This window comes from Microtetraspora sp. NBRC 16547, from assembly GCF_030268965.1.
Taxonomy (GTDB): Bacteria; Actinomycetota; Actinomycetes; order Streptosporangiales; family Streptosporangiaceae; genus Microtetraspora.
This window is the reverse complement of sequence record NZ_BSSE01000001.1, coordinates 282,484-307,139: the sequence shown is the minus strand read 5'-3', so window position 1 is coordinate 307,139 and position 24,656 is coordinate 282,484. Positions and strand designations below refer to the sequence as shown.

General features: G+C 69.8%; 22 protein-coding genes. 10 read left to right on the top strand and 12 right to left on the bottom strand.

The annotated features are described in order from the left end of the window. Window positions 1–42: 42 nt before the first annotated feature. Window positions 43–1,335, top strand: a complete 1,293-nt coding sequence (locus QSK17_RS01325) for a thymidine phosphorylase (protein ID WP_285702478.1) — start codon at window positions 43–45, stop codon at window positions 1,333–1,335. Window positions 1,336–1,532: 197 nt separating this feature from the next. On the opposite strand, the gene QSK17_RS01320 is transcribed toward QSK17_RS01325, so the two are convergent. Further along, on the bottom strand, window positions 1,533–1,961 hold the full coding sequence (locus tag QSK17_RS01320) for a MarR family winged helix-turn-helix transcriptional regulator (RefSeq protein ID WP_285702477.1): 429 nt from the start codon (window positions 1,959–1,961) through the stop codon (window positions 1,533–1,535). Between the two features lie 101 nt (window positions 1,962–2,062). On the opposite strand from QSK17_RS01320, the gene QSK17_RS01315 reads away from it, so the two are divergent. From QSK17_RS01315 to QSK17_RS01300, 4 genes are all read left to right on the top strand, one after another. Next, window positions 2,063–3,484 carry an MFS transporter gene (locus QSK17_RS01315; RefSeq protein ID WP_285702476.1) on the top strand — a complete coding sequence of 474 codons (1,422 nt, stop codon included), beginning with the start codon at window positions 2,063–2,065 and terminating at the stop codon, window positions 3,482–3,484. A 299-nt stretch (window positions 3,485–3,783) separates the two neighbouring features. After that, window positions 3,784–4,623: a helix-turn-helix domain-containing protein gene (locus QSK17_RS01310; RefSeq protein WP_285702475.1), complete on the top strand. Its 840-nt coding sequence runs from the start codon at window positions 3,784–3,786 to the stop codon at window positions 4,621–4,623. A 66-nt stretch (window positions 4,624–4,689) separates the two neighbouring features. Next, the gene (locus tag QSK17_RS01305) at window positions 4,690–5,271 is read left to right on the top strand and encodes a dihydrofolate reductase family protein (protein ID WP_285702474.1); all 582 of its coding nucleotides are present in this window, start codon (window positions 4,690–4,692) and stop codon (window positions 5,269–5,271) included. Further along, window positions 5,268–5,510, top strand: coding sequence for a transposase (locus QSK17_RS01300; RefSeq protein WP_285702473.1), 243 nt, complete (start codon window positions 5,268–5,270; stop codon window positions 5,508–5,510). Before QSK17_RS01305 ends, QSK17_RS01300 begins: the two co-directional genes overlap by 4 nt. A 160-nt stretch (window positions 5,511–5,670) precedes the next feature. On the opposite strand, the gene QSK17_RS01295 is transcribed toward QSK17_RS01300, so the two are convergent. From QSK17_RS01295 to QSK17_RS01285, 3 genes are all read right to left on the bottom strand, one after another. Further along, the gene (locus QSK17_RS01295) at window positions 5,671–5,991 is read right to left on the bottom strand and encodes a helix-turn-helix domain-containing protein (RefSeq protein ID WP_285702472.1); all 321 of its coding nucleotides are present in this window, start codon (window positions 5,989–5,991) and stop codon (window positions 5,671–5,673) included. Continuing rightward, window positions 5,988–6,365: a type II toxin-antitoxin system RelE/ParE family toxin gene (locus QSK17_RS01290; protein ID WP_285702471.1), complete on the bottom strand. Its 378-nt coding sequence runs from the start codon at window positions 6,363–6,365 to the stop codon at window positions 5,988–5,990. Before QSK17_RS01290 ends, QSK17_RS01295 begins: the two co-directional genes overlap by 4 nt. Window positions 6,366–6,644: 279 nt before the next feature. Further along, the gene (locus QSK17_RS01285) at window positions 6,645–8,702 is read right to left on the bottom strand and encodes a SigE family RNA polymerase sigma factor (protein ID WP_285702470.1); all 2,058 of its coding nucleotides are present in this window, start codon (window positions 8,700–8,702) and stop codon (window positions 6,645–6,647) included. A 239-nt stretch (window positions 8,703–8,941) separates the two neighbouring features. Between QSK17_RS01285 and QSK17_RS01280 the strand changes: the two genes are divergently transcribed. From QSK17_RS01280 to QSK17_RS01265, 4 genes are all read left to right on the top strand, one after another. Next, the gene (locus QSK17_RS01280) at window positions 8,942–9,634 is read left to right on the top strand and encodes an AMIN-like domain-containing (lipo)protein (RefSeq protein WP_285702469.1); all 693 of its coding nucleotides are present in this window, start codon (window positions 8,942–8,944) and stop codon (window positions 9,632–9,634) included. 13 nt (window positions 9,635–9,647) lie between these two features. After that, window positions 9,648–10,004 (top strand): cupin domain-containing protein, encoded by a 357-nt coding sequence (locus QSK17_RS01275; RefSeq protein WP_285702468.1) that lies wholly within the window; start codon window positions 9,648–9,650, stop codon window positions 10,002–10,004. Between the two features lie 251 nt (window positions 10,005–10,255). Continuing rightward, complete coding sequence (locus tag QSK17_RS01270; RefSeq protein WP_285702467.1) at window positions 10,256–11,344, top strand: adenosine deaminase; 1,089 nt, start codon at window positions 10,256–10,258, stop codon at window positions 11,342–11,344. Beyond that, complete coding sequence (locus tag QSK17_RS01265) at window positions 11,341–11,910, top strand: PH domain-containing protein (protein WP_285702466.1); 570 nt, start codon at window positions 11,341–11,343, stop codon at window positions 11,908–11,910. Before QSK17_RS01270 ends, QSK17_RS01265 begins: the two co-directional genes overlap by 4 nt. A gap of 86 nt (window positions 11,911–11,996) precedes the next feature. On the opposite strand, the gene QSK17_RS01260 is transcribed toward QSK17_RS01265, so the two are convergent. From QSK17_RS01260 to QSK17_RS01240, 5 genes are all read right to left on the bottom strand, one after another. Further along, window positions 11,997–13,640 (bottom strand): phospho-sugar mutase, encoded by a 1,644-nt coding sequence (locus tag QSK17_RS01260; RefSeq protein ID WP_285702465.1) that lies wholly within the window; start codon window positions 13,638–13,640, stop codon window positions 11,997–11,999. 8 nt (window positions 13,641–13,648) lie between these two features. Beyond that, window positions 13,649–14,452, bottom strand: a complete 804-nt coding sequence (locus tag QSK17_RS01255; protein ID WP_285702464.1) for a purine-nucleoside phosphorylase — start codon at window positions 14,450–14,452, stop codon at window positions 13,649–13,651. A 172-nt stretch (window positions 14,453–14,624) separates the two neighbouring features. Beyond that, window positions 14,625–17,300, bottom strand: coding sequence for a glycoside hydrolase family 2 protein (locus tag QSK17_RS01250; RefSeq protein ID WP_285702463.1), 2,676 nt, complete (start codon window positions 17,298–17,300; stop codon window positions 14,625–14,627). Window positions 17,301–17,410: 110 nt separating this feature from the next. Beyond that, window positions 17,411–19,027, bottom strand: coding sequence for a beta-N-acetylhexosaminidase (locus QSK17_RS01245; protein ID WP_285702462.1), 1,617 nt, complete (start codon window positions 19,025–19,027; stop codon window positions 17,411–17,413). A 194-nt stretch (window positions 19,028–19,221) separates the two neighbouring features. Then, the gene (locus QSK17_RS01240) at window positions 19,222–19,674 is read right to left on the bottom strand and encodes a gamma-glutamylcyclotransferase family protein (protein ID WP_285702461.1); all 453 of its coding nucleotides are present in this window, start codon (window positions 19,672–19,674) and stop codon (window positions 19,222–19,224) included. Between the two features lie 148 nt (window positions 19,675–19,822). Between QSK17_RS01240 and QSK17_RS01235 the strand changes: the two genes are divergently transcribed. Next, entirely contained in the window at window positions 19,823–21,214 is a 1,392-nt protein-coding gene (locus QSK17_RS01235) for an NAD(P)H-quinone dehydrogenase (protein ID WP_285702460.1), read from the top strand. Here the strand turns inward: QSK17_RS01235 and QSK17_RS01230 are convergent. The 3 genes from QSK17_RS01230 to QSK17_RS01220 form a co-directional block, all read right to left on the bottom strand. Further along, complete coding sequence (locus QSK17_RS01230; RefSeq protein ID WP_285702459.1) at window positions 21,191–22,420, bottom strand: pentapeptide repeat-containing protein; 1,230 nt, start codon at window positions 22,418–22,420, stop codon at window positions 21,191–21,193. The genes QSK17_RS01235 and QSK17_RS01230 overlap by 24 nt on opposite strands. A 195-nt stretch (window positions 22,421–22,615) precedes the next feature. Then, window positions 22,616–24,037, bottom strand: coding sequence for a hypothetical protein (locus QSK17_RS01225; protein ID WP_285702458.1), 1,422 nt, complete (start codon window positions 24,035–24,037; stop codon window positions 22,616–22,618). Continuing rightward, a complete protein-coding gene (locus tag QSK17_RS01220) occupies window positions 24,034–24,645 on the bottom strand; it encodes an IS200/IS605 family transposase (RefSeq protein WP_502889112.1) in 612 nt (203 codons plus the stop codon). Before QSK17_RS01220 ends, QSK17_RS01225 begins: the two co-directional genes overlap by 4 nt. Between the last annotated feature and the right edge of the window lie 11 nt (window positions 24,646–24,656).

Genomic DNA, 24,656 nt, shown 5'->3' with positions numbered 1-24,656 from the left:
ATGTACGGCTCCCTCGGGAGCCGTACACGATCGAGGGGGATCATGGGTTTCGACGCGATCGAGATCATCACCACCAAGCGGGACCGGCGCGAGCTGTCCACGGCCCAGATCGACTGGGTGATCGACGCGTACACGCGCGGTGGCGTGGCAGACGAGCAGATGTCCTCGCTGGCGATGGCGATCCTGCTCAACGGCATGAACCGCAGGGAGATCGCCGACTGGACCCTGGCCATGATCCAGACCGGGGAGCGGATGGACTGGTCGGCCCTCGACCGGCCCACCGCGGACAAGCACTCCACCGGCGGCGTGGGCGACAAGATCACCCTGCCGCTCGCCCCGCTGGTGGCCGCGTGCGGCGCCTACGTGCCGCAGCTCTCCGGGCGCGGGCTCGGCCACACCGGCGGCACGCTGGACAAGCTGGAGTCCATCCCCGGCTGGCGCGCGTCCCTGTCGAACGAGGAGATGCTGCACGTCATCCGTACGGCCGGCGCGGTCGTGTGCGCGGCCGGCAGCGGCCTGGCCCCGGCGGACAAGAAGCTGTACGCGCTGCGCGACGTCACCGGGACGGTCGAGTCCATCCCGCTGATCGCCTCGTCCATCATGTCCAAGAAGATCGCCGAGGGCACCGGCTCGCTCGTCCTCGACGTCAAGGTCGGCTCCGGCGCCTTCATGAAGAACGTGGACGACGCCCGCGAGCTGGCCGAGACCATGGTCGCGCTCGGCGTCGACGCCGGGGTCCGGACGGTCGCCCTGCTCACCGCGATGGACCGGCCGCTGGGACGCGCCGTGGGCAACGCCCTCGAGGTCGAGGAGTCGGTCGAGGTCCTCGCCGGAGGCGGGCCGGCCGACGTGGTCGAGCTGACCGTACGGCTCGCCAGGGAGATGCTCGAGGCCGCCGCCGTACCGGGCGCCAGGGACCCCGAGCAGGCGCTCAAGGACGGCACGGCGATGGACGCCTGGCGGCGGATGATCAGCGCGCAGGGTGGCGACCCGGACGCGCCGCTGCCCAGGGCGGCCGAGACGATGGACGTCGTCGCGCCGTCGTCGGGCGTGCTGCGCAGGCTGGACGCCCTCAGCGTGGGCGTGGCCGCCTGGCGGCTCGGCGCCGGGCGCGAGCGCAAGGAGGACGCCGTCTCCTTCGGCGCCGGGATCACCCTGCACGCCAAGCCGGGCGACACGGTGCGGGCCGGGCAGCCGCTGATGACTCTGCACGCCGACGAGCCGGGACGGTTCGAGCGGGCGCTGGGAGTCCTTGAGGGCGCCTACGAGATTGGTGAGACCACCGACCCCGCCCTGCTCCCGCTGGTGATCGACCGGATCATCGCGCGGAACTGACCGCACGCATCAGAAGCACGGCTTAGAAGTACGGCCCGGCCTGGGCGAGCCCCGTAAAGCACGAAGCTCACTCGCGCCGGGCCGAGCCATGTGCGCGAAAGGCCGAGACGCACGGCCCGAGCGGCCCGCTGGGAGGACGCGGGATCAGACCGGCGGGAGGGCGCGGGATCCGGCCGGCGGGGAGGGGCAGGAACCGGTCAGCCGAGATGCTCGGTGAGGACGGCGAGATGCGTGGGGGCGGCCTCGGCGTGCCGTTTCCGGCCTTCCTCCGTGAGCAGGACGTACACGCCCCGGCGGTCGGCCTCGCACATGGCCCGCGTGACGAGCCCCTCGCGCTCCAGCCGCGCGATGAGCCGGGACAGGGCGCTCTGGCTCAGATGGACCTTGTCGGCGAGCTCCTGCACGCGGAACTTCTCCGTGCCGCCCGTGCCGCCAGCGCCACCGGTGTCGCAGGTGGCGAGGCCCTCCGCCATGCGGTCGAGCACCTCGAACTCGCTCACACCGAGGTCGTGCCGGTCGCTGAGCTCGCGCTCCAAGGCGCAGGAGACGGCGGCGTGCCGCGCGAGCAACTCGCGCCACGTGTCGATGACGTCGATGCCGGTTTTCTGGCGAGCCATCCCAGTCATCCCAGCCTCCTTCTCGCGCGGAGCCTAGCACGCACCCCCATTGCATGCAACAGCATTAAATGCTTGTGCATTGAATGCATGTGCATGTAGTGTCCTCGCCCATGACCTCCTCCACGAAGGACGAGCGCTGGGGGGCGCCCCTGTGGGGTGCGCTCAGCGTTCTTTACGCAGTCATCTTCCTCGACGCTCTCGACGTGTCGATGGTGGGCGTGGCCCTGCCCTCCATCCAGGCCGACCTCGGCATGTCCACGGCGGCCCTCCAGTGGGTCGTGAGCGGATACGTGCTGGGATACGGCGGCCTGCTCCTGCTCGGGGGCCGCGCCGCCGACCTCCTGGGCCGCCGCCGGGTCTTCCTCATCGCGCTGGCCGTGTTCGCCGTCGCGTCCCTGCTCGGCGGACTGATGACCGACGGCGCGCTGCTGATCGCGGCGCGGTTCGTCAAGGGCATGAGCGCGGCGTTCACCGCTCCGGCGGCGCTGTCGATCATCACCACGACCTTCGCCGAAGGACCGGCCAGGAACCGCGCGCTGAGCATCTTCACCGCCTGCGGGGCGAGCGGCTTCTCCCTCGGGCTGGTGCTCTCCGGCCTGCTGACCGAGCTGGGCTGGCGCTGGACGTTCCTCATGCCTGTCCCGGTGGCGATCATCGCCCTCGTTGCCGGCGCCCGGCTGCTTCCCCGCTCCGACGAGCGCGGCGAGGGCGGCCACGACATCCTGGGCGCGGTCACGATCACCGCGGCGATGCTGCTGCTCGTGTTCACGGTCGTCCAGGCCCCCGACGTCAGCGTCGTCCGCACCGCGCTGTCGGCCGTCGCGGTGGCCGCGCTGTTCGGGCTCTTCGTGTGGCTGGAGCGCCGGGTCAAGCACCCGCTGGTCCGCCTGGGCATCCTGCGGTCCGCGCCGCTGGTCCGGGCCAACGTCGGGCTGGTGATCCTGTTCGGCTCGTACGTCGGCTTCCAGTTCGTGGCCATGCAGTACTTCCAGAACCTGCTCGGCTGGTCCGCGCTGCAGACCGCCCTGGCGTTCCTGCCCGCCGGGCTGCTGGTCGCGGTCAGCTCGACCAAGATGGGCGACCTCGCGGACCGCTTCGGCACAGGGCGGCTCATCGCGCTCGGCTCGGTCGCGCTGCTGGCGGGGTACACCGTCTTCCTCCAGGTCGACAGGCACCCCAGCCTGGCCGGGATGGTCCTGCCCGGGATGGTGCTGCTCGGGATCGCGTTCGGGCTCTCCTTCCCGTCGCTCAACATCCAGGCCACCAACGGGGTCTCCGACGACGAGCAGGGGCTCGCCTCCGGCCTGCTCAACACGTCCGGTCAGGTCGGCGGCGCGGTGGTGCTCGCCATCGTTACCGCGGTCCTGACGTCCGGTTCGTCCTCCGACCCGATCGGCGCCTTCCGCGCGGCGATCGTCGTCTCGGCCCTGTTCGCCCTGCTCGGCCTGGCCGTCGCGGTGAGCGGGCTGCGGCTCCGCTCCCGGTCCGGTACGGCGACCGCCGCCGCGGAGCAGGCCCTCGAAACGGTCTGACGACAGCGTGAGGGGCGCTCCACGGGGGAAGCGCCCCTCACACCGGTTGCGGTGGCGGACCGCGTTCAGGCCCTTACCGCAGTGGCGGGCGCCGTCGCTGGTGGTGGCGATGTTGGCAATGCCCTGGGCCGAGAATCCTCCATCGCTCACGCAGCACGCGTAACCCACGCAAATGTCCGCGGCCGGGCGCTCGTCCGGGATCGGCGCCGGCTCGATGCTGGCGGCAGCGCGGCTGGACCATCCCGGCGCGCGATGCCGGCGGGGTTGATCGCGAACACGGTGGCGGCGATGCTGTGGGCGTGGAGTACGTGTCCAGAGTGCCGCGACCGCCGCTGGACGGGCTGATCGACGACCTTTACTACCTGGAGGGTGCGCCGCCGTACGCCCGGCTGACGCTGCCGCCGATGCCGTCGGCGTTGCTCATCGTCAACCTCGGGGCGCCGTTCCGCATCCGCGCCAGCACCGACATCGAGACGGCCGAGTACGCCGACGGCTGCGTGGTCACCATGCCCACCCGCGCGTTGGAGTTCGGCTACCCACTCCGGACCCGGTCCGTCGGCGTGCACTTCAAGCCGTGGGGGCTGGCGCCGTTCCTGCCGATGCCCGCGGCCGAGCTGTGTGACCGGCCGGTGACGGTAGAGCAGGTTTGGGGCCGGCCCGCCATTGCTGAGCTGCGAGACCGGCTGGCCACGGCGGACGGACCGCACGAGATGCTGACGCTGCTCGAGGAGGAGCTAATGCGACGGCTGTGCGAGACCGCCGGCCTGGGGCTGGTCCGCCATACGAGCAGTGTCATCGCGGCGACCAGCGGGGCGGTGGCGATCGGCGACCTGAGGGTGGCAGCCGGTGTCAGCAGCACTCATCTGGCACAGCGGTTCAAGGAGCTCATCGGCGTCACGCCGAAGCGGCTGGCCCGCACCTACCGCTTCGCCGCCACCGTTTTCGCGATCAACCCCGCCGGACCGATCGACTGGGGCGACCTCGCCGGTGGCGCAGGCTACTTCGACCAGGCCCACTTCGGCCACGAGTTCCGGGCGTTCACCGGGCTCACGCCGACCCGGTACGTCGAAGTCCGGCGGCGGTTCCTGCGCGAACATCCCGGCCACGTGCTGGACAGCTGGCCGCTGCCAGCCGATTGATTTCTTACAAGAAGCGACAGCTCACGACACGCTAATTTGGGGGCACCCCAAAGAGGAGGAGAGCCCGTGGGCAAGGTGGTCATGTACAGCTCGGTGTCGGTGGACGGCTTCGTCGCGGACGAGAATGACCAGCCCGGACCACTGTTCGACTGGTTGTCCAGCGGTGACGTCCCGTTGGACGAGAGCGGCGAGCTGAAGGTGTCGCAGACGTCCTACGACTACACCCGGCCGTACTGGGACCAGATCGGAGTCACGATCGTCGGCCGCCACGTCTTCGACATGACGGACGGTTGGGACGGGAAGCCTCCGGGCGGCATCGACCACGTGGTCGTCGTGTCGCACCGGCCGATGCCCGAGGGCTGGGACCCCGAGGCGCCGTTTCACTTCGTCGACGGCGTCGAGGCAGCCATGGCCAAGGCGCAGGAGCTTGCGGGTGACCGCATGGTCGAGGTCGCCGCTGGCGATGTCGGTGGCCAGGTGCTTGCCGCGGGCCTGATCGACGAGGTGCGCATGGACGTCGTACCCGTCGTGTTCGGGTCCGGCAAGCGCTACTTCGGGTCGGTCCACGCGCAGCACCTGTTGGAGGATCCTGACGTGGTGATTCAGGGCAACCGGGTGCTTCACCTGCGCTATCGGGTGCGCCGTTGACCGATCTGAGCGGGTACGCGAAGAAGTCCACTGCGAACGGTGACACAAGATCGGGCCTCCGGCTGCGTTTGCGCATCGCTGTCCCTGGTTGGGCAGCCGACGCCGATCCGCCCCAGCACCTCACCTGCGGCAAGTTCAACAGCCATTTCTGGTCACCGTCGCCCTTCGCGGCGTCCTGCGGCGACGGCCCACTGTCGATCATCAAGGAGTACATCGAGAACCAGAAGCGCCCGGACTAGCGTCCGGGCGAGGCGAGGGATGCGATTCCTCCCGGGCGTGAACGCCCGGGGTTCCTCGCTATATATCGCTGAAATGCGGGGAAGTTCTCGATCTCCGCCCAACGCACCTTCAGACCTGCACGGTGTCGAACCCGAGGACCCTCCGGCTCCGTCCGGCGCGTCAGCTGACCTTCAGTTGCTCATCGCCGAAATCCGCGACGAGCTTGAGTGTGCCGCCGAGCGCGGCAACGTAACGGTCCAGGACCTCGCGAGTGGACACATCGCCCTTTTCGATCTGTGACACACGAGCCACAGATATGCCCATACGCTCGGCGACCTGGTTCTGGGTAAGCCCACGGCGCTTGCGCATCTCCGCGAGCCGCCACCCCTGCGCCTCCTCGCGCAGGTGATGAACCTCGTCTTCGAACGCCTCTACGCCGCCGGCGGCTTCAATCGCGCGCTCCAAGTGACCGCTCTCGCGCCACTTGCGATAGCTGCTCACTGGTTCATCTCCTTGTGCCGCTCTGTCAGGTAGATGTCGTACAGGTGCTCGGCTCGCGGAATCGCCCGCCGATACCAGCGTTCCCAGTTGCCCGCCTTGTCTCCCGCAACCAGCAAGATGGCTGCTCGCCACGGGTCGAAGACGAACAAGATACGAATCTCGCTGCGACGGGTCGAACCGGGCCGCAACTCCTTCATGTTGGGGATCTTGGATCCGGTTACGGTGTCCACCAGTGGCCTGCCTTCGGCCGGACCATTACGTTCCAGAATCAAGATCGCCTGATTGACCAGCTTGTGCGAGTCGCGATCGGTGTCGTAGAGCGAGTCAAGGAGCTCTCCCACCTCATCGGTGAAGAAGATCTCCCACTCGCTCATGCGACCCCCTCGCCGCCCGCCGATCGAATTCAAGAATATCCTAAAGCTGAAAGGCGCCGTCGAGGGGCCGATGCGCCACAACCATCGGACGGACGCCTGTCATCGAGGTTGCGTCCACGATCGGCCCGTGGCCGCCACGCCGACCTGGGAAGCTGTTCAGCAGCGGCGGGCTGAGTACCAGCCCTGGACGGATGACCGGCTGGTACTCGATTCGATTGCGGACCTGGCCACGAACGTGACGAAGGCCCGGGAGTACACCTCTGCCATGCGACGCGCGGGTCAGCCCAGCGAACCCGGGGTCCAGGGGGAGGTGAACCGGTTCTGTTCGTCGAGGATCACGCCACGGGTGACGCCCGACAACACGTCGACGGCGTGGATGGAGCGCGCGCCACCCGCGCGGCGCGTGGCCTCGACGATGACCTCGCGGTCGTTCACCCAGCTTCGGACGCGTACGGCATGCAGGCCCCTGGGCAGGTCCGGCGCGCACAGGTTCCGGATCCGCCCGGTGGCCGGGTCAACGGTGACCAGCACCCTTCTCTCGGCCTTCCCCGGACGGGTGATCTTCTTGATCAGGGCCAGGTCGAGGCCGTCGCGAGACAGGGCGGTTCCGGTGGCGAGCGAGCCGGCGCCGAAGCGCACCCGGCTCAGCACCCGGCCGGTTGGGCGCATCCGTACAAGTTCGGTGACCCGAGTGGTGTTCACGCGGGTGACGATCGTGCCGAGGACAGTGCCGTCGTCGGAGACGGCCAGGATCCGCATGCGCTGAGGCAGTGTCCAGGTGCGTTTCGCGGTGACGTCGTGCAGCCGGGGCCGTCCTGCGCCCTTGCGGAAACCGAAGTCGGTGGCCAGCCAGCGCCCCGTGGGAGAGATGGTCAGCGAAGTGTCCTTGGTGAGCTCCTGCCCGGACGGGATGAGTTCGGCGGCTTCCGGAACGGAGTGACGGCGATCCACGATCACGAATTCGGACAAGCTCGAGCTGTAGTAGGCGATCTGGTTCCCATCCCTGCTGATCACGAGCAGGTGGTTCGCGCGCGGGCTGTCCTCCACCCCCGCATCGGGGATCAGGTAGGCCTGTCCTTCCTCTGTGATCACGCGCCACTCCTCGCAGCCCGAGCTCGCTTGGGCCGCTACGCAGGACGTCCGGTAGGCGTAGCTGATCGGGGTGTCGACGACGGACGGGAGCGTGCCGGGGCCCTCCTCGGCGAGATCGTCCTCGTAGATCCCGTAGTACGGATCGTCCGTTGTGTCCTCGGGCACGGCTCGGTCGGACGCGCCCCTCACCGCGCTGACGTAAACGGCCACGCCGAAGACGAAGGGCACGATTATGGCGGCGGCCAGCGTCACGCAGCCGCCGACGATGAGGGAGACACGGAAGGCACGGCGTCGCCGGGCGGTGTTGAGGACCTCGTCGGCGACGCGGACGGGTGGCATCTCGGAGGCGATGGCGTCCAGCTCCCGGCGCAGCGCCTCCTCGATCGGGTCGGTCCTGACAGGGCCGGTCGGTTCCGCCGGGGCGGCGGACCCGCCCCATGGGACCACTGATGGCGGCACCGACGCCCAGGCGGGATCCTTCGGAAAGCCGCTGATCTCCGGCTCCGGAGTCGGAGACGCCCAGGAAGTCGCCGACGCCAGGACGTTCGATTCCGTCGTGGGAGAGGCCCACACCGTCGCCGACGACGCCTCCCGCGCCTGTGGCTCGCGCGCGTTCCTCTCGTCAGGTAAGACGACATTCGACCCCGCGCCGGTGGCCGTACCGCTGAACGCCGTAGCTGTAATGGAAGCCGTACTGGCGGTGGGGGTCGTGCCTGTGGTGGAGGTCGCGCCGGGCCCTGCGGCCGTGGGGGAGGTGGGCTCCGGGTCGGCGGAAAGGCCGGGAACGCGGTGGAGCAGCTCCTCAAGAGCGAGCGCGATCTCCGCTTGCGCTGTGGGGACGTCCACGCCGCACAGCTTCGCGGCCGGCCACTCCGGCAGTCGCTCGTGGAAGTGCGCGACGACCAGAGCGCGGCGCAGCGGGGACAACGCCGCCAGTGCCTCCCGGGCGTACGACCTCCCGGGTGTGGCCGGGACGTCCAGGTGCGCCGCGGACGGGAGACCCGCGCTGTCCCCGTGACCCGGGAACTTCTTGAGGTAGCGCGTGAAGAGCTCATTGCGGGCAGACTCGGCCGGGGACGCCCAGCGCAAGGCACTCCAGCGAGAGGCGACCCGGGCCAGTGTCCGCACCACGAGGGCGTGTGCGGAGCGCGGATCGCCGGCGAGCAGCAGGGCCGTTCGGGCCAGTGGTTGAGCCTGGTCCGCGACGAACGCCTCGAAGCCGGCGAGCCTGCTCAGGTCGCTCATGCCGCGCACGTCCGCGCCGTGCCCAGGCGGGTCCGGCGGCGAAGCGGGCCGCGCCCGCGGCGTGGCTCGATGATCACTGCCCCTCCACTTGTCGGGTGGAAACTGCGCATATTTCGGAATATGAGATGCGCTGCGGCGGCCACATTAACGGAGATCCGAACCCCGAGTCGGAAGCATGCGTCTAATCGGTTGGCGCGAAAACGCGCTGGTCAGCTTTGGAACGTTCGAAAGAGGCTGCCATGAAGAAGACGTCGCTCGCCCTCGCTCTCACCCTCGTTCCGGTCGCCGCCACCCTCGCCTGCGGGAGCGGCGGTATCGGCGCAACCGCCGCTCCGGCCGGGCGGGTCGCCTCCCTGTCCGTCCCGGACACCGGCGCGCACGCGCCGTCCGGCGCCGCCCAAGGTGCCGATCCCACGGCTGCCACTGCTGCCACCGCTGCCGCCCGGACGTCCGGACCCGCGGGTACGGCCGCGGCGAAGCCGGCGGCGTCCGCGCCGGCGCCGCCCACGAGCACCAAGCCGGTCACAGTGACCCGCAACCCGGCCAAGCCGCCGAAGGTGACCGGGGTCAGGTTCGCGAAGCACGCGGGTTTCGACCGCGTCGTGATCGATCTCAACGGGCCGATGACCGGCTACTCCGTGAACTGGACGGACAAGCTGGTTTACGACGGATCGGGCTCCGCCGTCGGCCTCACGGGCGGGGCGTACCTCCAGGTGCGCGTCACCCCCGCGGCCGCGCACGACAGTGCCGGGAAATCCACCTGGAAGGGGCCGCTCCAGGTCGCCGCGAAGCTGCCGAACGTGCGGCACATCGTGAACAACGGCGACTTCGAGGGCATGGTCAGCGTGGGTCTGGTCCTCGGCCGCAAGGCCGGGTTCCGCGTGCTGTCGCAGTCGGGGCCGTCCCGGATCGTGATCGACGTGGCGCACTGACAGACTTGTGGGCATGGTGAGGAAGATCGACGCGGCCACCCGGATCCCGGTTCCAGGTGGAAAGATCATCGATGAGTACGTCGGCCGGGTGAACAGCGGCGACGAAAGGGTCTCGATCGCGCACATGCAGGCGCCTCCCGACTGGGAGGAGCCGCCGCAGACACCGGAGTTCGGCGAGTACACCCTCGTGCTCAAGGGATCGGTGATCGTGGAGCACGAGGGCGGAAGCACCGAGGTCGGGGCAGGTCAGGCGTTCGTCAGCGATCCCGGAGAGAAGATCCGCTACCGATCCGGGCCCTCCGGAGCCGAGTACGTCGCCGTCTGCCTTCCGGCGTTCTCGCCCGAGACTGCCAATCGCGACGACTCATAATCGGCAAACAGCACATGATCGGCGTTTCCGCAGGTGGCATAGGATGCCGAGATGAGTGAGTGCAGCATCCGGCGATCCCGGGGGCTGCCAGGCGCGGAGGAGTGACGAGAACCCATGAGCGAGCGAATCAGTAGGCACTGCGCGATTCGCGCAGTGCCTCATTGCGCGTCTCCGACGCGATCGGTGCCTCATCGCGTGCCTCCGACACGACCGGACTCCGCGCCGCTGGGCAAGGTCGACGAGGTGGACGCATGAGCCGGCCGACGATTGAGGAGATCCGCAGGGCCCCCAAGGTTCTGCTCCACGATCATCTGGACGGCGGCCTGCGCACCCAGACGGTGATCGACCTCGCCCGCGACTCCGGCTACGCGAAGCTGCCGTCCGACGACGCCGCCAACCTGGCCGTCTGGTTCCAGGAGGCGTCCGACTCGGGGTCGCTCGAACGCTACCTGGAGACCTTCGACCACACCGTCGGGGTCATGCAGACCCGCGAGGCGCTGGTCCGGGTGGCGGCCGAGTGCGCGGAGGATCTCGCGGACGACGGCGTCGTCTACGCCGAGGTCCGGTACGCGCCCGAGCAGCACACCTCCGGCGGCCTGACGCTGGACCAGGTCGTCGAGGCGGTCATCGAGGGCTTCCGGCTGGGGTCGATCGGCCCCGACGGCACCCCGCGGATCAGGGTCGGCACGCTGCTGACCGCCATGCGGCACCAGGCGCGCTCGATGGAGATCGCCGAGCTCGCCGTGCGCTACCGCGACGCGGGCGTGGTGGGGTTCGATATCGCGGGAGCCGAGGCGGGCTACCCGCCCACCCGCCACATCGACGCCTTCGAATACCTCCAGCGCGAGAACGCGCACTTCACCATCCACGCCGGTGAGGGCTTCGGGCTGCCGTCGATCTGGCAGGCCATCCAGTGGTGCGGAGCCGACCGGCTCGGCCACGGCGTGCGGATCATCGACGACATCGCGCTCTCGGAGGACGGCGAGGCCAAGCTCGGCCGGCTGGCCGCGTACGTCCGGGACAAGCGCATCCCCCTGGAGATGTGCCCGACGTCGAACCTGCAGACCGGGGCCGCGCCGTCCATTGAGGAGCACCCGATCGGGCTGCTGCGCCGGCTGCGCTTCCGGGTCACGGTCAACACCGACAACCGGCTGATGAGCGCGACGAACGTGTCGCGGGAGTTCGCCAAGCTCGTGGACGCCTTCGGCTACGGCTGGGACGATCTCCAGTGGTTCACGGTCAACGCGATGAAGTCGGCGTTCATCCCCTTCGACGAGAGGCTCGCCCTGATCAACGGTGTGATCAAGCCGGGCTTCGCGCAGCTGAAGTGGCAGGCATGAGACAGGTTTTCCGATCGAAGCTGGCGTGGGTCTTCGGCTGGGCGTGGATCATCTTCGCCGCGTGGAACACCGGGGACCTGATCGTCCGTGGCAGCATGCCATCGGCGCTGATCGCGGGGGCGGTGCTCGGCGTCATCACCGTGTTCGTCTGCCTGCTGGCGCTCCGCCCGGCGATTATCCCCGAGGAGGGCGGCGTCCGGATCCGCAACCCGTTCCGGAACGCGTACGTGCCGTGGAGCTCGGTGGACGAGGTCCGGGTGTCCAACGCGATCGTGATCGTGGCCGGTGACACCGCCGTCCGCTGCTGGAGCCCCCAGCCGAGCGCCCGCGAGCGGGCGAAAGCCGCGCGCCGGGCGTCCAGGAAGCCGGCGTCCGACCAGCGGCCGCACGAGGCGGCCGTGCTGGGACGCACCCACGCCGACTGGGTGGCCCAGCAGCTCCTGGAGATGGCCGTGCTGCGCAAGCGGACCGCCTCCGGGACGACCAGCACGTCCTGGTCGCCCGTGGCGCTGGCCGGCGTGGCGGCGGCGGTCGTCCTCGTCGCGGTGACCATCGCCCTCGCCTGAGCGGTGCGTACGCCGTCTGATCACGCCGTCTGATCGGCCGTCCGTGCTGTTGCCCGCACGGCCGATCAGCGCTGCGAAAAACCGGCCTAGACTCCGAGCGCGGCGGACAGGTCCGCCTTGAGGGCGGCCAGGTCGGCCGCGGCGGTCGCCCGTGCCCGGGTGACGTCGCCGGACTCCGGTCCGGCGACCGGGACGACGACCTCCAGATAGCACTTGAGCTTCGGCTCCGTGCCGCTGGGCCGGACGACCACGCGGGCTCCTCCGGCCAGCCGGTACCGGAGGCCGTCGGTCGGGGGCAGTCCGGACAGGCCGGCGCCGAGGTCCTCCGCGGACTCGACCTCGCGGCCGCCGAGCTTGACCGGGGGCGCCTCGCGCAGGCGCGTCATGGCCTGCCCGATGAGCGACAGGTCCTCGACCCGGACAGAGAGCTGGCTGGTCGCGTGCAGGCCGTACCGCCGCGCCTGGTCGTCGAGCAGGTCCAGCAGCGTCCGGCCGTCCCGCCGGGCCCCGGCGGCCAGGCCCGCGACCGCGAGCGCCGCGCCGATCCCGTCCTTGTCATGGACGGGCAGCCCGGTGCCGGAGCCGACGCTGTAGCCCAGTGCCTCCTCGTAGCCGAAGACCAGGCCGGGACCCGCCTTCATGATCCACTTGAAGCCGGTCAGCGTCTCCGCGTGCCGCACGCCGTGCGCCGCCGCGATCTTGCCGAGCAGCGACGACGAGACGATGGTGGTCGCCACCAGACGGTCGTCGCCCGAGGTGTTCCGCAGCACGTGCTCGGCCAGCAGTGAGCCGAGTTCGTCGCCGGTGAGCATGCGGTAGCCGCCGTCCGGGAGACGCGCCCCGGCCGCGCATCGGTCGGCGTCCGGATCGTTGGCCAGGACGATGTCCGCCCCGATCTCCCCGGCGAGGTCGAGCGCGAGGTCCATCGCGCCCGGCTCCTCCGGGTTGGGGAAGGCCACGGTCGGGAAGTCCGGGTCGGGGTCGCGCTGCGCGCCGACCATCTCCGGAGCCGCGAAGCCCGCGCTCCGGAACGCCTCCGACAGGGTGCCCGCGCCGACCCCGTGCATCGGCGTGTACGCGATGCGGACGTCCCGGGCGTCACCGATCGGGAGAGCGGCCAGAGCCCGCAGGTAGGGGACGACGATCGCCTCGTGCGTGAGGGTCTCCCCGGTGTCGCCGAGAGGCAGCTCGTCCACCCGGCCGACCGCGTCGATCGCCCGCGAAATCTCGCCGTCCACAGGCGGCACGATCTGGGCGCCGTCCCCCCAGTAGACCTTGTAGCCGTTGTCGCGCGGCGGGTTGTGCGAGGCGGTGACCATGACGCCCGCGTCCGCGCCCAGGTGGCGTACCGCGAATGCCAGCACGGGGGTCGGCCACCGGCCGTCCATCACGGAGGCCCGCAGGCCCGCGCCGGTCAGCACGGCGGCGGTGTCCCTGGCGAACACGTCCGAGTTGTGCCGCGCGTCGTAGCCGATCACGACGTGCCGTCCAGGGCCGAGGACGCGGGCCAGGCCGGCGGCCGCGCGCATCACCGTGACGCGGTTCATCCGGGCGGGGCCGGCCCCCAGTTCGCCGCGCAGGCCGGCCGTGCCGAACTCCAGCCGGGAGCCGAACCGGGCGGCCAGCTCCGTTTCGTCGTCGAGGGCGAGGACCGCCTCCAGCTCCGCCCGGGTCTCCGGGTCCGGATCCTGGGCCAGCCACTCGCGCGCCCGCTGTACGAGATCGCTCATCGGGACTCCTACAGCTTGTCGACGACCTTGGCGAGCAGCACGCCCATCCGGGCGGCGGTGGCGCGCCCCACCTCCAGGACCTCCTCGTGGTTGAGCGGCTCGCCCACCAGACCGGCGCCCGGGTTGGTCACCAGGGAGATGCCGAGCACGTCCGCCCCGGCCTCCCGCGCCGCGATGGCCTCCAGCACCGTGGACATGCCGACCAGGTCGCCGCCGAGGGTGCGCAGCATCCTGATCTCCGCCGGGGTCTCGTACGTCGGGCCCCGGAAGGCGACGTAGACGCCCTCCGCCAGGGACGGGTCCACCTCGCGGGCGAGGTCGCGCAGCCGCGGCGAGTAGACCGAGGTGAGGTCGACGAAGTTGGCGCCGGTGATCGGATTGGCCCCGGTCATGTTGATGTGGTCGCTGATCAGGACGGGGTCGCCCACGTTCTGGGTCTCGGGGCGCAGGCCGCCCGCGGCGTTGGTCAGGACCACGGTGCGCGCGCCGGCGGCGACGGCCGTGCGGACGCCGTGCACGACCGGTTCGACGCCGCGGCCCTCGTAGAGGTGCGTACGGCCGAGCAGGATCAGGGCGTTCTGCCCCGACGCCGTCTTGATCGCGCGGATCGTGCCCGCGTGCCCGGCGACCGCGGGCGGGGCGAATCCGGGCAGCTTCGTCACGGGGAACTCGGTGACGGTCTCGCCGATCGCGTCCGCGGCCGGGACCCAGCCCGACCCCATGACGAGGGCGACGTCGAAGGATCCGATGCCGGTGAGGTTCTTCAGGGTGGCCGCGGCCTCGGCCGCAACTGCGTAAGCGTCGTTGGTCACGTTCACCGAGCGTACAGAAGTGGATGAACCGCCCTAGCCACGTCACCTGCCAGAATCAGCCCGGCGGAATTCGGCGATGTTCTCCAAAGATGTTCTCCAATGCACGGGCCGGCAGCCCGGCGGCGGCGGAGATCCCTCGCGCGAAGGGACCTCCACCGCGTACATGCCGGCGCTAGGGAAGCGGGATCGACGCGGTGGGGACGTTGTAGCCCCTCACCCGTAGGTAGGGCGCCTGGCCGCCCAGATCGCTCGTCTGGTAGGTGGCGGTGATCGTGGTGGATTCACCCGGCCAGAGCGAGACGTAGTTGTCGGTGTAGTTGACGGGCACGACCTCGTTGCCGCCGTTCCCGGCGGTGATCTCGGGCCGGAGGAAGAACGCGATGTTGGTCGTGCTCGTGTTGTTGATCGTGATGGTCGCGGTCTCCTGACCGGCGGACACGGTCCGCGTGGCGGTCGCCGTCACGTTCGGGTTCGCGGCCAGGCCGCCCAGGCCGGTGAGGTTGGCGTAGGTCTTGACGGCCGACTGGTACCAGTTGGTCTTGTTGCCCAGGACGTCGCCCTGGGTCGAGTACCAGTAGAGGTTGTCGCTGACCGCCGCGCCCGTGGCGTCCTTGAGCTGGAGACGCACGAAGTAGGTCGTCGACAGGCCGGTGATCGCGGGAATGGTCAGCACCTGCGTGGAGGCGTTGGCGGCCGCGTTGACGGCCGTCTGGGTCGTGTACTTCTGCGACAGGTCCGGGATGTTGTACACGGTCGCGGTCGCCGTCAGGCCGTTCCGCGCGGCGAGCGTGGAGTTGACGACGAACACCTTCTTGGTGGCGTAGTCGTAGCTGATGTGCACGGGCTCGTTGGCCTTCTTGCTGCCGAAGTACCCGCCGCCCGGCTTGAAGTAGTAGTCGTAGAGGTTCCAGTGGACCGACGGCCAGGCGCTGTTCAGCATCCAGAAGATGGTGCCGAAGGACTGGGTGTGCTCGTGCGCGTTCCACGCCTCGAAGAAGGACCTGGTGTTCTCGTAGTTCTGCAGCTCCGACTTCTTGGAGTAGTCGGCCGCGCTCGTGGCGGTGCCGTACCGCTTGTTGACGCCGTCGGTGAACGGGGTGATGGTGGCGAAGACACTGCCCGGCTTGCCCGCGTGATAGTTGAAGGCGGTTCCGATCGGCCACAGGTCGGCCGGGGCGAGGAACCTCTGCAGGCTCTCCAGCGGCGGCGGGGACTCGGTGCCCTCCTCGCCGGTGGTGCCGAACGCGCTTCCGGCCTTGGTGGTGTCCCACCACAGAACCGGCGGCTCCCACACGTAGGGGCCGTCCATCTTCATGCCGGCGTTGGCGTTTGACCAGGTGGCGACGTTGTCGAGGGTGGGGTTCTGCCAGTGCAGCGCGGTGGCGGTGTTCTTGTAGGCCGTCAGGTGCGCCGCGGTCGGCGGCTGGTCGCTGCCGTACGTCCACAGGAAGGTGCTCGCGTGGGCGCGCAGCGCCCGCATCTGGCTGTCCAGGGACGCGCCCGCCACCTGCGCCTGCTCGGCGGACCAGCCGCTGTCGTTCTCCCAGACACTGCAGCAGACGAACCCGGGCATGAGCATGATGCCCGCCCTGTCGGCCATGTCGTAGAGCTCCTCGTTGCCGAGGGTGCCCTCCAGACGGATCGTGTTGAGCCCCATGTCCTTGACGTACTGGATGTGCGCCGCGTTCGTCCTGGTGTCCCAGCGCTGCAGCATGTCCCACACGTAACCGCCGCCGCGGAACATGATGTTCTGGCCGTTGACCTTGTAGCCCGCGAACGAGGTGCCGTTGACGGTGGTCCGGTAGTCGGTGAACTGGCGGATCCCGAAGTCGATCGACTTGCTGTCCGAGGTGGCTCCGCCGGTGGCCGCGGAGACCGAGAGCCGGTACAGCTCCGGGCTGCCGAACTGGTAGGGCCACCACAGGGCCGGGCCGGTGACGTGCAGTTGCGGATAGGCCGCCGGGGTGAAGGTGATCTCCCGCCGTTCGCCCGCGTTGAGCGTGACGTTCTGGCTCACGGAGACGGTCGGGTAGCCCGGCTTCGAGATCGTCCCGCTGACGGTGGTGGTGGCCGGCGCGTTCGTGGCGTTGACGGCGTCGACGTAGACGGTCAGGTCGGCGGAGTTCGTCGCGGGCAGCGGCAGGACGGTCTTGACGTACGGGTCGCGCAGCGCGACGGGGCCGGTCGTGTCGAGCAGGGTTCTGCCCCACAGGCCCGCGTTCATGTCGGGGGCTTCGGGGTTCCAGTCCACCGTGCAGAAGGACAGGTCCTTGCAGTTGTGGACGGGTGGCGTCACGAGGATGGCCAGCGCGTTCGCCGCCCCCGGGTTGATCAGATTGGTGACGTCGTACTCGTGGTTCACCATCGTGCCCACGGCGTTGGCGTCGAGCTGGGTCCCGTTCAGCCAGATCTGGGCGCGGTAGCTGATCCCCTTGAAGCGGAGCCAGTAGACCTGGCCGGGAGCCGTCGCGGCGGCGGGGAACTCGCCGCGGAACCACCATTTCTGGCCTGTCAGGTCCGGGACCGACTTGAGGTTCGTCCCGAAATAGATGTTCTGGTAGACGTTGTTTGCGGTCAGCCCGGCCAGCACGGTCGAGGGAAGCGTGACCGGGTTCCAGCCGGAGGCGGTGCTGTAACCGACCCGGGAGATGGCGGCGCCGGTGTCGGTGAAGTTGGTGGCCGACCTCAGTGCCCACCCCGTCGTCAGTTCCGTCGAGCCGAGGGTGGCGGCCGTCGCACCGCCGGTGTCGATGGCTCCTATGGCGAACGCCATGAGCAGGACGACGAGTAATCGGGACAGGAGCGGCCGGGAACGTGTGCCGAAAACGGGCACGGCGAGAACGGGCATGGAACGACCTCCTTCGTGCTGGCGCCGGCCTGGTGGGGTTGGTTCAGGCGGGCGTGGAGACGTGATCGTCCGGCTTGTACGGGTGACCTGTACGGGTGACTACGGGGTGCCTACGAACCGGCCGGCCAGGTCACTTGGGTGGAGCGGTAGTAGTTGAGGCCCATGACGCGCCAGCGGGGGCCCTGGGCGCCGAGCCGTTGACCGAACGCCTTCCAGTCGTGGGTGCTGTAGGGCGACCAGCCCAGCTCCGCGATCGCCGGCAGCCTCGGGAAGGCCATGTATTCGAGGTCGGGCAAGGTCTTCAGGGTCTCGGTCCACAGCGGCGCCTCGACGCCCAGGACCGAGGACTCGCCGACGCCGCTCAGGTACGCCCCGGGGTTCCAGCCGTAGGCGTTCTTGACGTCGATATAGGCGGCCCAGTTCTGGCCGAGGGTGGTCCGGGAGTTGTACTTCATGTCGAGGTAGGTGAGGTTGGCCGGAGACATGATGATCTTGGTGCCCCGCTGGGCGGCACTCGTCACGGCCGCGTTCCGCGAGGTGGTGCCCCAGAACTGGGCCACGGTCGAGGGCAGCGGCGTGGCGTTGACGATGTCGTGCCAGCCGACGACGGTCTTGCCGTGCGCCGCGACGATCTGCTGCACCCGGTTGATGAACGCGGCGTAGTCCGCCGGCTGGGTAGACGACGCCTCGTCGCCTCCGATGTGCACGTACGGCCCGGGCGTCAGCGCGGCGAGCTCTCCGACGACCTGGTCGATGAAGGTGTAGGTGAGCTCCTTCGAGGTGCACAGCGAGCTGAACCCCACGTCCGTCCCCGTGTAGAGCGGCGGGGCGACGCCGTTGCAGTTCAGCTCGGCGTACGAGGCGAGGGCGGCGTTGGTGTGCCCCGGCATGTCGATCTCGGGGACGATCGTGATGTGGCGCGACGCGGCGTGGTCGACGATCTGCTGGTAGTCGGCCTGGGTGTAGTACCCGCCCGCCCCGCCGCCGACGGCCGTGCTCCCGCCGTGAACCGCGAGGTCCGGCCAGCTGTTGACGGCGATGCGCCATCCCTGGTCGTCGGACAGGTGCAGGTGCAGATGGTTGATCTTGTAGAGCGCGATCTCGTCGATGTAGCGCTCGACGGTGGACACCGGGAAGAAATGCCGGGCGACGTCGAGCATCGCGCCGCGGTAGGCGAATCTCGGGTAGTCGACGATCCTTCCGCCGGCGACGGGCCACGGGCCGGGTTGGGCCGTCGTGCTCTCGGCGGCGGCCGGAAGCAACTGGCGCAGTGTCTGCACCCCGGCGAACAGCCCGGCCGGTCGGTTGGCGCGGATGACGATCGCGTCGGCCGTCACGTCCATCTGGTAGCCCTCGTTCCCGGCGCTGCTCGGCGCGCCGGACAGAAGCAGCGAGATCCCGTCGGACGGGGAGGAGCCGGACGCGGCGGTGACCGGAAGCGGATATCCCGTGGAGGGGCGGAGGAGTCCGGCGAGGTAGCCGCCGACGGACGCGGCGGCGGTCGAGCCGGGTTCGGTGTAGATGGTGGTCGCGGCGCCGATGCCGTACGTGACGCCCGACGTGGGAGTCGAGACGGCCACCGCGGGGACCACGGAGCTGAACGGTACGGGCGTCACGGCGGCCTCCGCCGGTGTGATCGAGAGCGCGCCGTATCCGACGGTCGCCAGGCCGGTGCTCAGCGCGAGTAACAGGGACGCGAGCCCGCGCCGCCCTCCGTAGACCTTCATCGACGCCTCCGAGAGGTCACCCGCGTACCGCGCGGGGCACAGCCCGCCGGCACGTCAGCCGTGTCGCCCCCGTCGACTTTCACCGTCACGATAAGTTGGCGCGAGGTGATAGTAAAGGACCCTTTTTAATGGCCCGGTGAGCGCTTCGCGGTTCGGGAGGCTTCGCGGTTCGGGAGGAGGCGCGGAAGGAGTCGTCAGCCGCCCAGCGACTTGCAGGGGCGGGTCCGCAGGTGCCTGACGTAGTCGTCCGGCGCCCCGGCCCTCTCCGCCGCGTCCGCGATGATGCCGAGGTGGCGGGCCGATGGCAGGCCGCCCTCGTAGGAGTCGAGGACGTAGGACCAGGCCAGCACGTCGCCGTCGAGCGTCGCGACCCGGACCCGCACCTTGCGGTAGAAGCCCAGCTCGGTCCCGGTCCACTGGTCGAGCGATGCCTCGTCCCACTCGGGGACGTCGTACAGGACCACGAAGACCTGGTCGTCTGAGTCCTCCACGATGGTGGCGAGCGCGCCCTCCCAGGCGACGTCCTCCCCGCCGAAGGTCAACCGCCAGCCGGGAAGCCAGCCGGTGCTGCGCATCGGCGAATGCGGGGCCCGCTCAGCCATCTGCTTGGGGTCCATGTTGCTGCTGTAGGCGGCGTAGACAGGCACGGCACGAAGCCTAAACCACGACGCGCGTTCGGAGAGGGCCATGCCGCACGACCCGCCATGACCTGCCATCTCGTGTGGTCGCCGCGACGTCGTACCCTTGCATGCCCCCACATCTGTGACGAGCGGGATTATGCGGGAGAATGGGCACGTGACAAGGATTGTGATCATCGGTGGCGGCCCTGGCGGGTACGAGGCGGCACTGGTCGCCGCCCAACTGGGAGCGCAGGTCACCGTCGTCGAACAGGATGGGCCGGGCGGCGCGTGCGTGCTCACCGACTGCGTGCCGTCCAAGACGCTGATCGCCACCTCTGTCCGCAAACAGGCGCTGCTGGACGCGGCCTCGGTGGGCGTCCACTTCGACGGGGGGCCGGACGGCGATACCGGCGGCGTCATGGTCGAGATGCCCCTGGTGAACAAGCGGGTGAAGGAGCTGGCGCAGGCGCAGTCGGCGGACGTCGCCGCGCGACTGGCGGCCGAGGGCGTGGAGATCATCCGGGCCAAGGGCCGGCTCGTGGACCCGCAGGTCGTGCGGGCCGGTGACCGCACCATCCGGGCCGACGTCGTCATCGTCGCGACCGGCGCGCACCCGCGGGTGCTGCCCGGCGCCGAGCCGGACGGCGAGCGCATCCTCACCTGGCGGCAGATCTACGAGCTGCAGGAGCTGCCCGAGCACCTGATCGTGGTCGGTTCCGGCGTGACCGGGGCCGAGTTCGCCGGCGCCTACCGCTCGCTCGGCTCCGAGGTGACTTTGGTCTCTTCCCGCGACCGGATGATGCCGAACGAGGACGCCGACGCCGCCGAGGTGCTCGAAGAGGTCTACCGGCGCCGCGGGATGAACGTCATGGGCCGCTCCCGCGCCGCGTCGGTCAAGCGCACCGAGCACGGCGTGGTCGTCACGCTTGAGGACGGCAGGACGGCCGAGGGCAGCCACTGCCTGATGACCGTCGGCATGATCCCCAACACCTCCGGCATGGGCTTGGAGGAGGCCGGCGTACGGCTCGACCGGGGCGGGTTCATCGAGGTCGACAAGGTCTCCAGGACCTCCGCGCCCGGCGTCTACGCGGCGGGCGACTGCACGGGCGTGCTGATGCTGGCCTCCGTCGCCGCCATGCAGGGCCGGATCGCCGTGTGGCACGCCCTGGGCGAGGCCGTCCAGCCGATCCGCCTGGCCACCGTCGCCGCCAACATCTTCACCGACCCCGAGATCGCGGCCGTCGGCGTTTCGCAGCGCCAGATCGAGGCCGGCGAGGTCGAGGCCAACGTCGTCAAGCTGCCGCTGGCCACCAATGCCCGGGCCAAGATGCAGGGCTTCAACGACGGCTTCGTCAAGCTCTTCTGTCGGCCGAACACCGGAATCGTGCTCGGTGGCGTCATCGTGGCGTCCCGTGCGTCCGAGCTCGTCCTCGCCCTGTCGGTCGCGGTGCAGCACCGGCTGACCGTCGACCAGCTCGCGCAGACGTTCGCCGTCTATCCCTCGCTGTCGGGCTCGATCACCGAGGCGGCCCGCCGCCTCATGTCACCGCTGACCACCGTGATCTGACAGCGGCGTCCTTACCCGGCCCAGCGACGCCCTGCCGTGCTCCACGGCCGCCGCCGCCCCTTGCAGCTCGTACGGCGTGCGCGCGACCGTGAGCACGTGCCTGGCCGCCTCGTACGCGTCGAGCGCGGCGCGCCAGTCGCCGGATTCGCCGAGCGCGTCGTCGATCCGCCCGGCCTCCAGCTCGGCGACGACAGCGTTGATCTCGTCCCAGAACCGGGTGAGATCCTGCATGACCGCCTGGTGTGCCAGCTCGAAGGCGGCGGCGTCGCGCTTCCTGCGCCGGTGGAAGGCGATCCAGAAGAGCAGCGTGAGGCCGAGCCCGATGCTGCTGAGGACCACGAGGAACAGCCCCGCCGTGGTCCTCACGGGATCGTCCGCGATGGCCTGGTCCGTGAGGCCCTGAGCGGTGTCGGCGTCCGGGGGCGCGGAGCTGGGTGTAGGGGCGGCGGGGACGTCGGCGGGCGTCCCGCGTGATCCGGTGAGGTCGACGTCGCGCGCCTGCCCGAAGGTGGCGCCGCTGACGTTCGCCCCGGTCAGGTCGGCGCCGTCGAGCCAGGCCTGGGTGAATATGGCCCGGTTGAGATCGGCGGCCTTGAACTCCGCGCGCTCCAGGTGGGCCTCTCCGAGCCTGGTGCCGCGCATCGTGGCCTGGGTGAAGTCGGCGTCGCTCGCCTTCACCTGTCCCATGGTGGTCTTGGTGAGATCGGCGGCGACGAACGTGCTCTCGGTGAGGTCGGCCTGGGTCAGCAGCGCCCCGCTGAGGATCGCGCTGGTGAAGTCGGAACGGGGGAGCTCCGCCTGCACCCCGTACACGCCGATGAGGAGCGAGCCGCGGAATTTCGCCCGCCTGGCGCGGAACTGGCCGAGGTCGGCGCCGGTGAGATTCGCCCCCCGCAGGTCGGCGCCGTCGGCGTGGGCCGAGCTGAGGGACGCCCCTTGGAGGGACGCGTCACGCAGGATCGCCCGTGTGAGATCCCGATGCGAGAGGTCGACGCCGTCGAGTGCGGCTCCGGCGAGGTTGGCACAGCGCAGGTTGCGGGGGAGACGCGCACCGTCGGTGAAGTCCTCGCCGCGCAGGTCCAGACCGCTGCCCGGGGTGCAGCCCGCGGAAGGTGCCGCGGCCGGCACGGCTCCGGCGCCCAGCAGGGCGGGGAACGACACGGCGGAGGCCGCCAACGCGACGGCCAACGCTCGGGAGCGACGCAACGGAACCTCCTCACAAACCTGCGGAAACGCCCCCAGTCTCTCGCGACGATGGTAGGCGGCGTCCCTGATCTCTCCCGGCATCGCCCCAAATGGCCGGAAAAGGCGGTGACCCCGCACCCGGTGGGGTGCGAGGTCACCTGAGAGAAGGAACCGATCAAGAACCGGACAGGATCCGATCGGGACGCGGGGTGCGGATCACCAGTCGCCGCCGCCGAAGTCGCCGCCACCGAAGTCGCCGCCACCCCAGTCACCGCCGCCGCCGAAGTCGCCGCCGCCGCCGAAGTCGCCGCCACCGAAGCCGCCCCAGTCACCGCCACCGCCGGAGTCGGCACCGCCGGCCGCGAGGCCGTCGGCATAGCCGGACCCGTAACCGCCGTGACCGAAGCCGCCGAACGCGCTGCCGAGCATGGTGCCGACGAGCATGCCGGTCAGCATGTCGCCGCCGCCGAAACCGCCGTAGTAGCCGTAGGCGTAGGGCTGGTAGGCCGGGCCGGCGTCCCAGTACGGGCGGCGCTGGCCGTTCACCATGACCTCGCGCATCTGCGGGTCGAAGCCGCGCTCGACCGCCTCGGCGTCCGCCACACAGGCCGGGACCTCGCGCGGGGCGCCGCCCGGGGGAGCCCAGTGGACATTCCGCGCGGACGGGCCGTGCTGCGGGTTGAAGAAGCACGGAGGCAGCCGCTCGGGGAGGGGCTGGTTGTTCACGCGGGCCTTGACGCAGGCCAGGGCGTACCGCCCGTCCTCCAGCGTCGCGGTGACCGTGCGCAGCTCGTCGGCCCGCTTGACGGCCGCGAGCTCGTTCTTGGCGCGCTCGTAGGAGTCGAGGGCGCGCTGCCAGTCGCCCGAGGTCTCGGACTGGGGCAGCATCTTGACGTCGACGTCCAGCGCGGTGATCTCCTCACCGAACTTGGTGACGTCCTCCTCGACCGTATTCTTGACGGCGGCGAGCTCGGCCGCCTCCTGCTCCTCGCGCTTGCGCTTGGCCCGGCGAGCGAAGATCCACAAACCGCCACCTCCGACAAGGGCGATGCCAAGAATGACCAGCAGGCCTGTTCCGCCGCCGCCGGAGGACACCGGGCTCCTGTTGTTCAGCGCGTCCCTGATCTTGCCCTTCGCCGCCAGGTCGATGCGGTTGGCGAAGTCCTGCATGCCCTTGGCGACGCTGTCGTTGGTCTCGATGGAGGCCCGGGCGATCGGCCCGGCCTGATTGTTGTACCGTCCGAGAGCGCTGGAACCGGCGAAGAGGGTCTTGCCGTCGAGGACCGCGACGGTCGCCTTGGCGCGTCCCGCTTCCCGGAGCGCCAGGCCGAGCGACTGGATGTAGGTCCCGGCCTGCTGCTGGGTCGTGATCGACCCGTCGGGCAACGCGACCGCGTAGATCTTGGTGTTCGCGTTCTTCAACGCGTCGCGGATCTCAGACTCGTCACCGGACGACAGAGGGGACCCGTCCTGTACGTAGAGGGGGTCCTTGCTGTCCTTCCAGTGCGAAAGCACCGTGCTGACATCCGGGAGAGCGTCGGCGTGCGCCGACGGACTCCAGGCGAGCAAAGTGAACAGGCCGACGAGGAGCGCCGCAACGGCGGCCCCCACGCGGCCCAGCGGATGGGTGATGGTCACGGCGTAAGCCTCCTTCGCCCTTGAGGACGAACCGCGATGCGTAATTGTTCCTGTCCGCCGAAACGGTATCCGTTCGTGAAACCGTTCCAGGACCGGTTCCGGCGTCCGGCCGCCCTCCTGTTCTCAGCGTGATCTAGCGAGGAACCCCGGGCGTTCACGCCCGGGAGGAATCGCTTCCCTCGCCTTGCGCCTTGCCCGGACGGTCGTCCGGGCGTTTCTGGTTCTCGATGTACTTCTTGATGGTCGACAGCGGGGCGCTGCCGCAGGACGCCGCGAAGTGCGACGGTGACCAGAAAAGGCCGCCCCACAGATACTTGCGGATGTGGCTGGGGAACTCCTTGCGCAGCAGGCGTGCCGAGACGCCCCTTGAGGTAGCACACCAGCAGATGCACGTGGTCGCTGTCGCCGTTGAACTTGCGCAGCTCCGCTCCGAAGCTGTCGCTCACCTCGATCATGATCTCTTCGCGTCGTGACAGGAGTTCGCCCGTGAACACACCACGCCGGTACTTGGTGGTGGAGACCGAATGCGCGTGGAGGCTGTAGACCTGTAGACCACGCTGCGACCTTGGCGGATATCCGGTTTCGGTTTCCATCACGGCGACGCGCACCAGCCGATAAT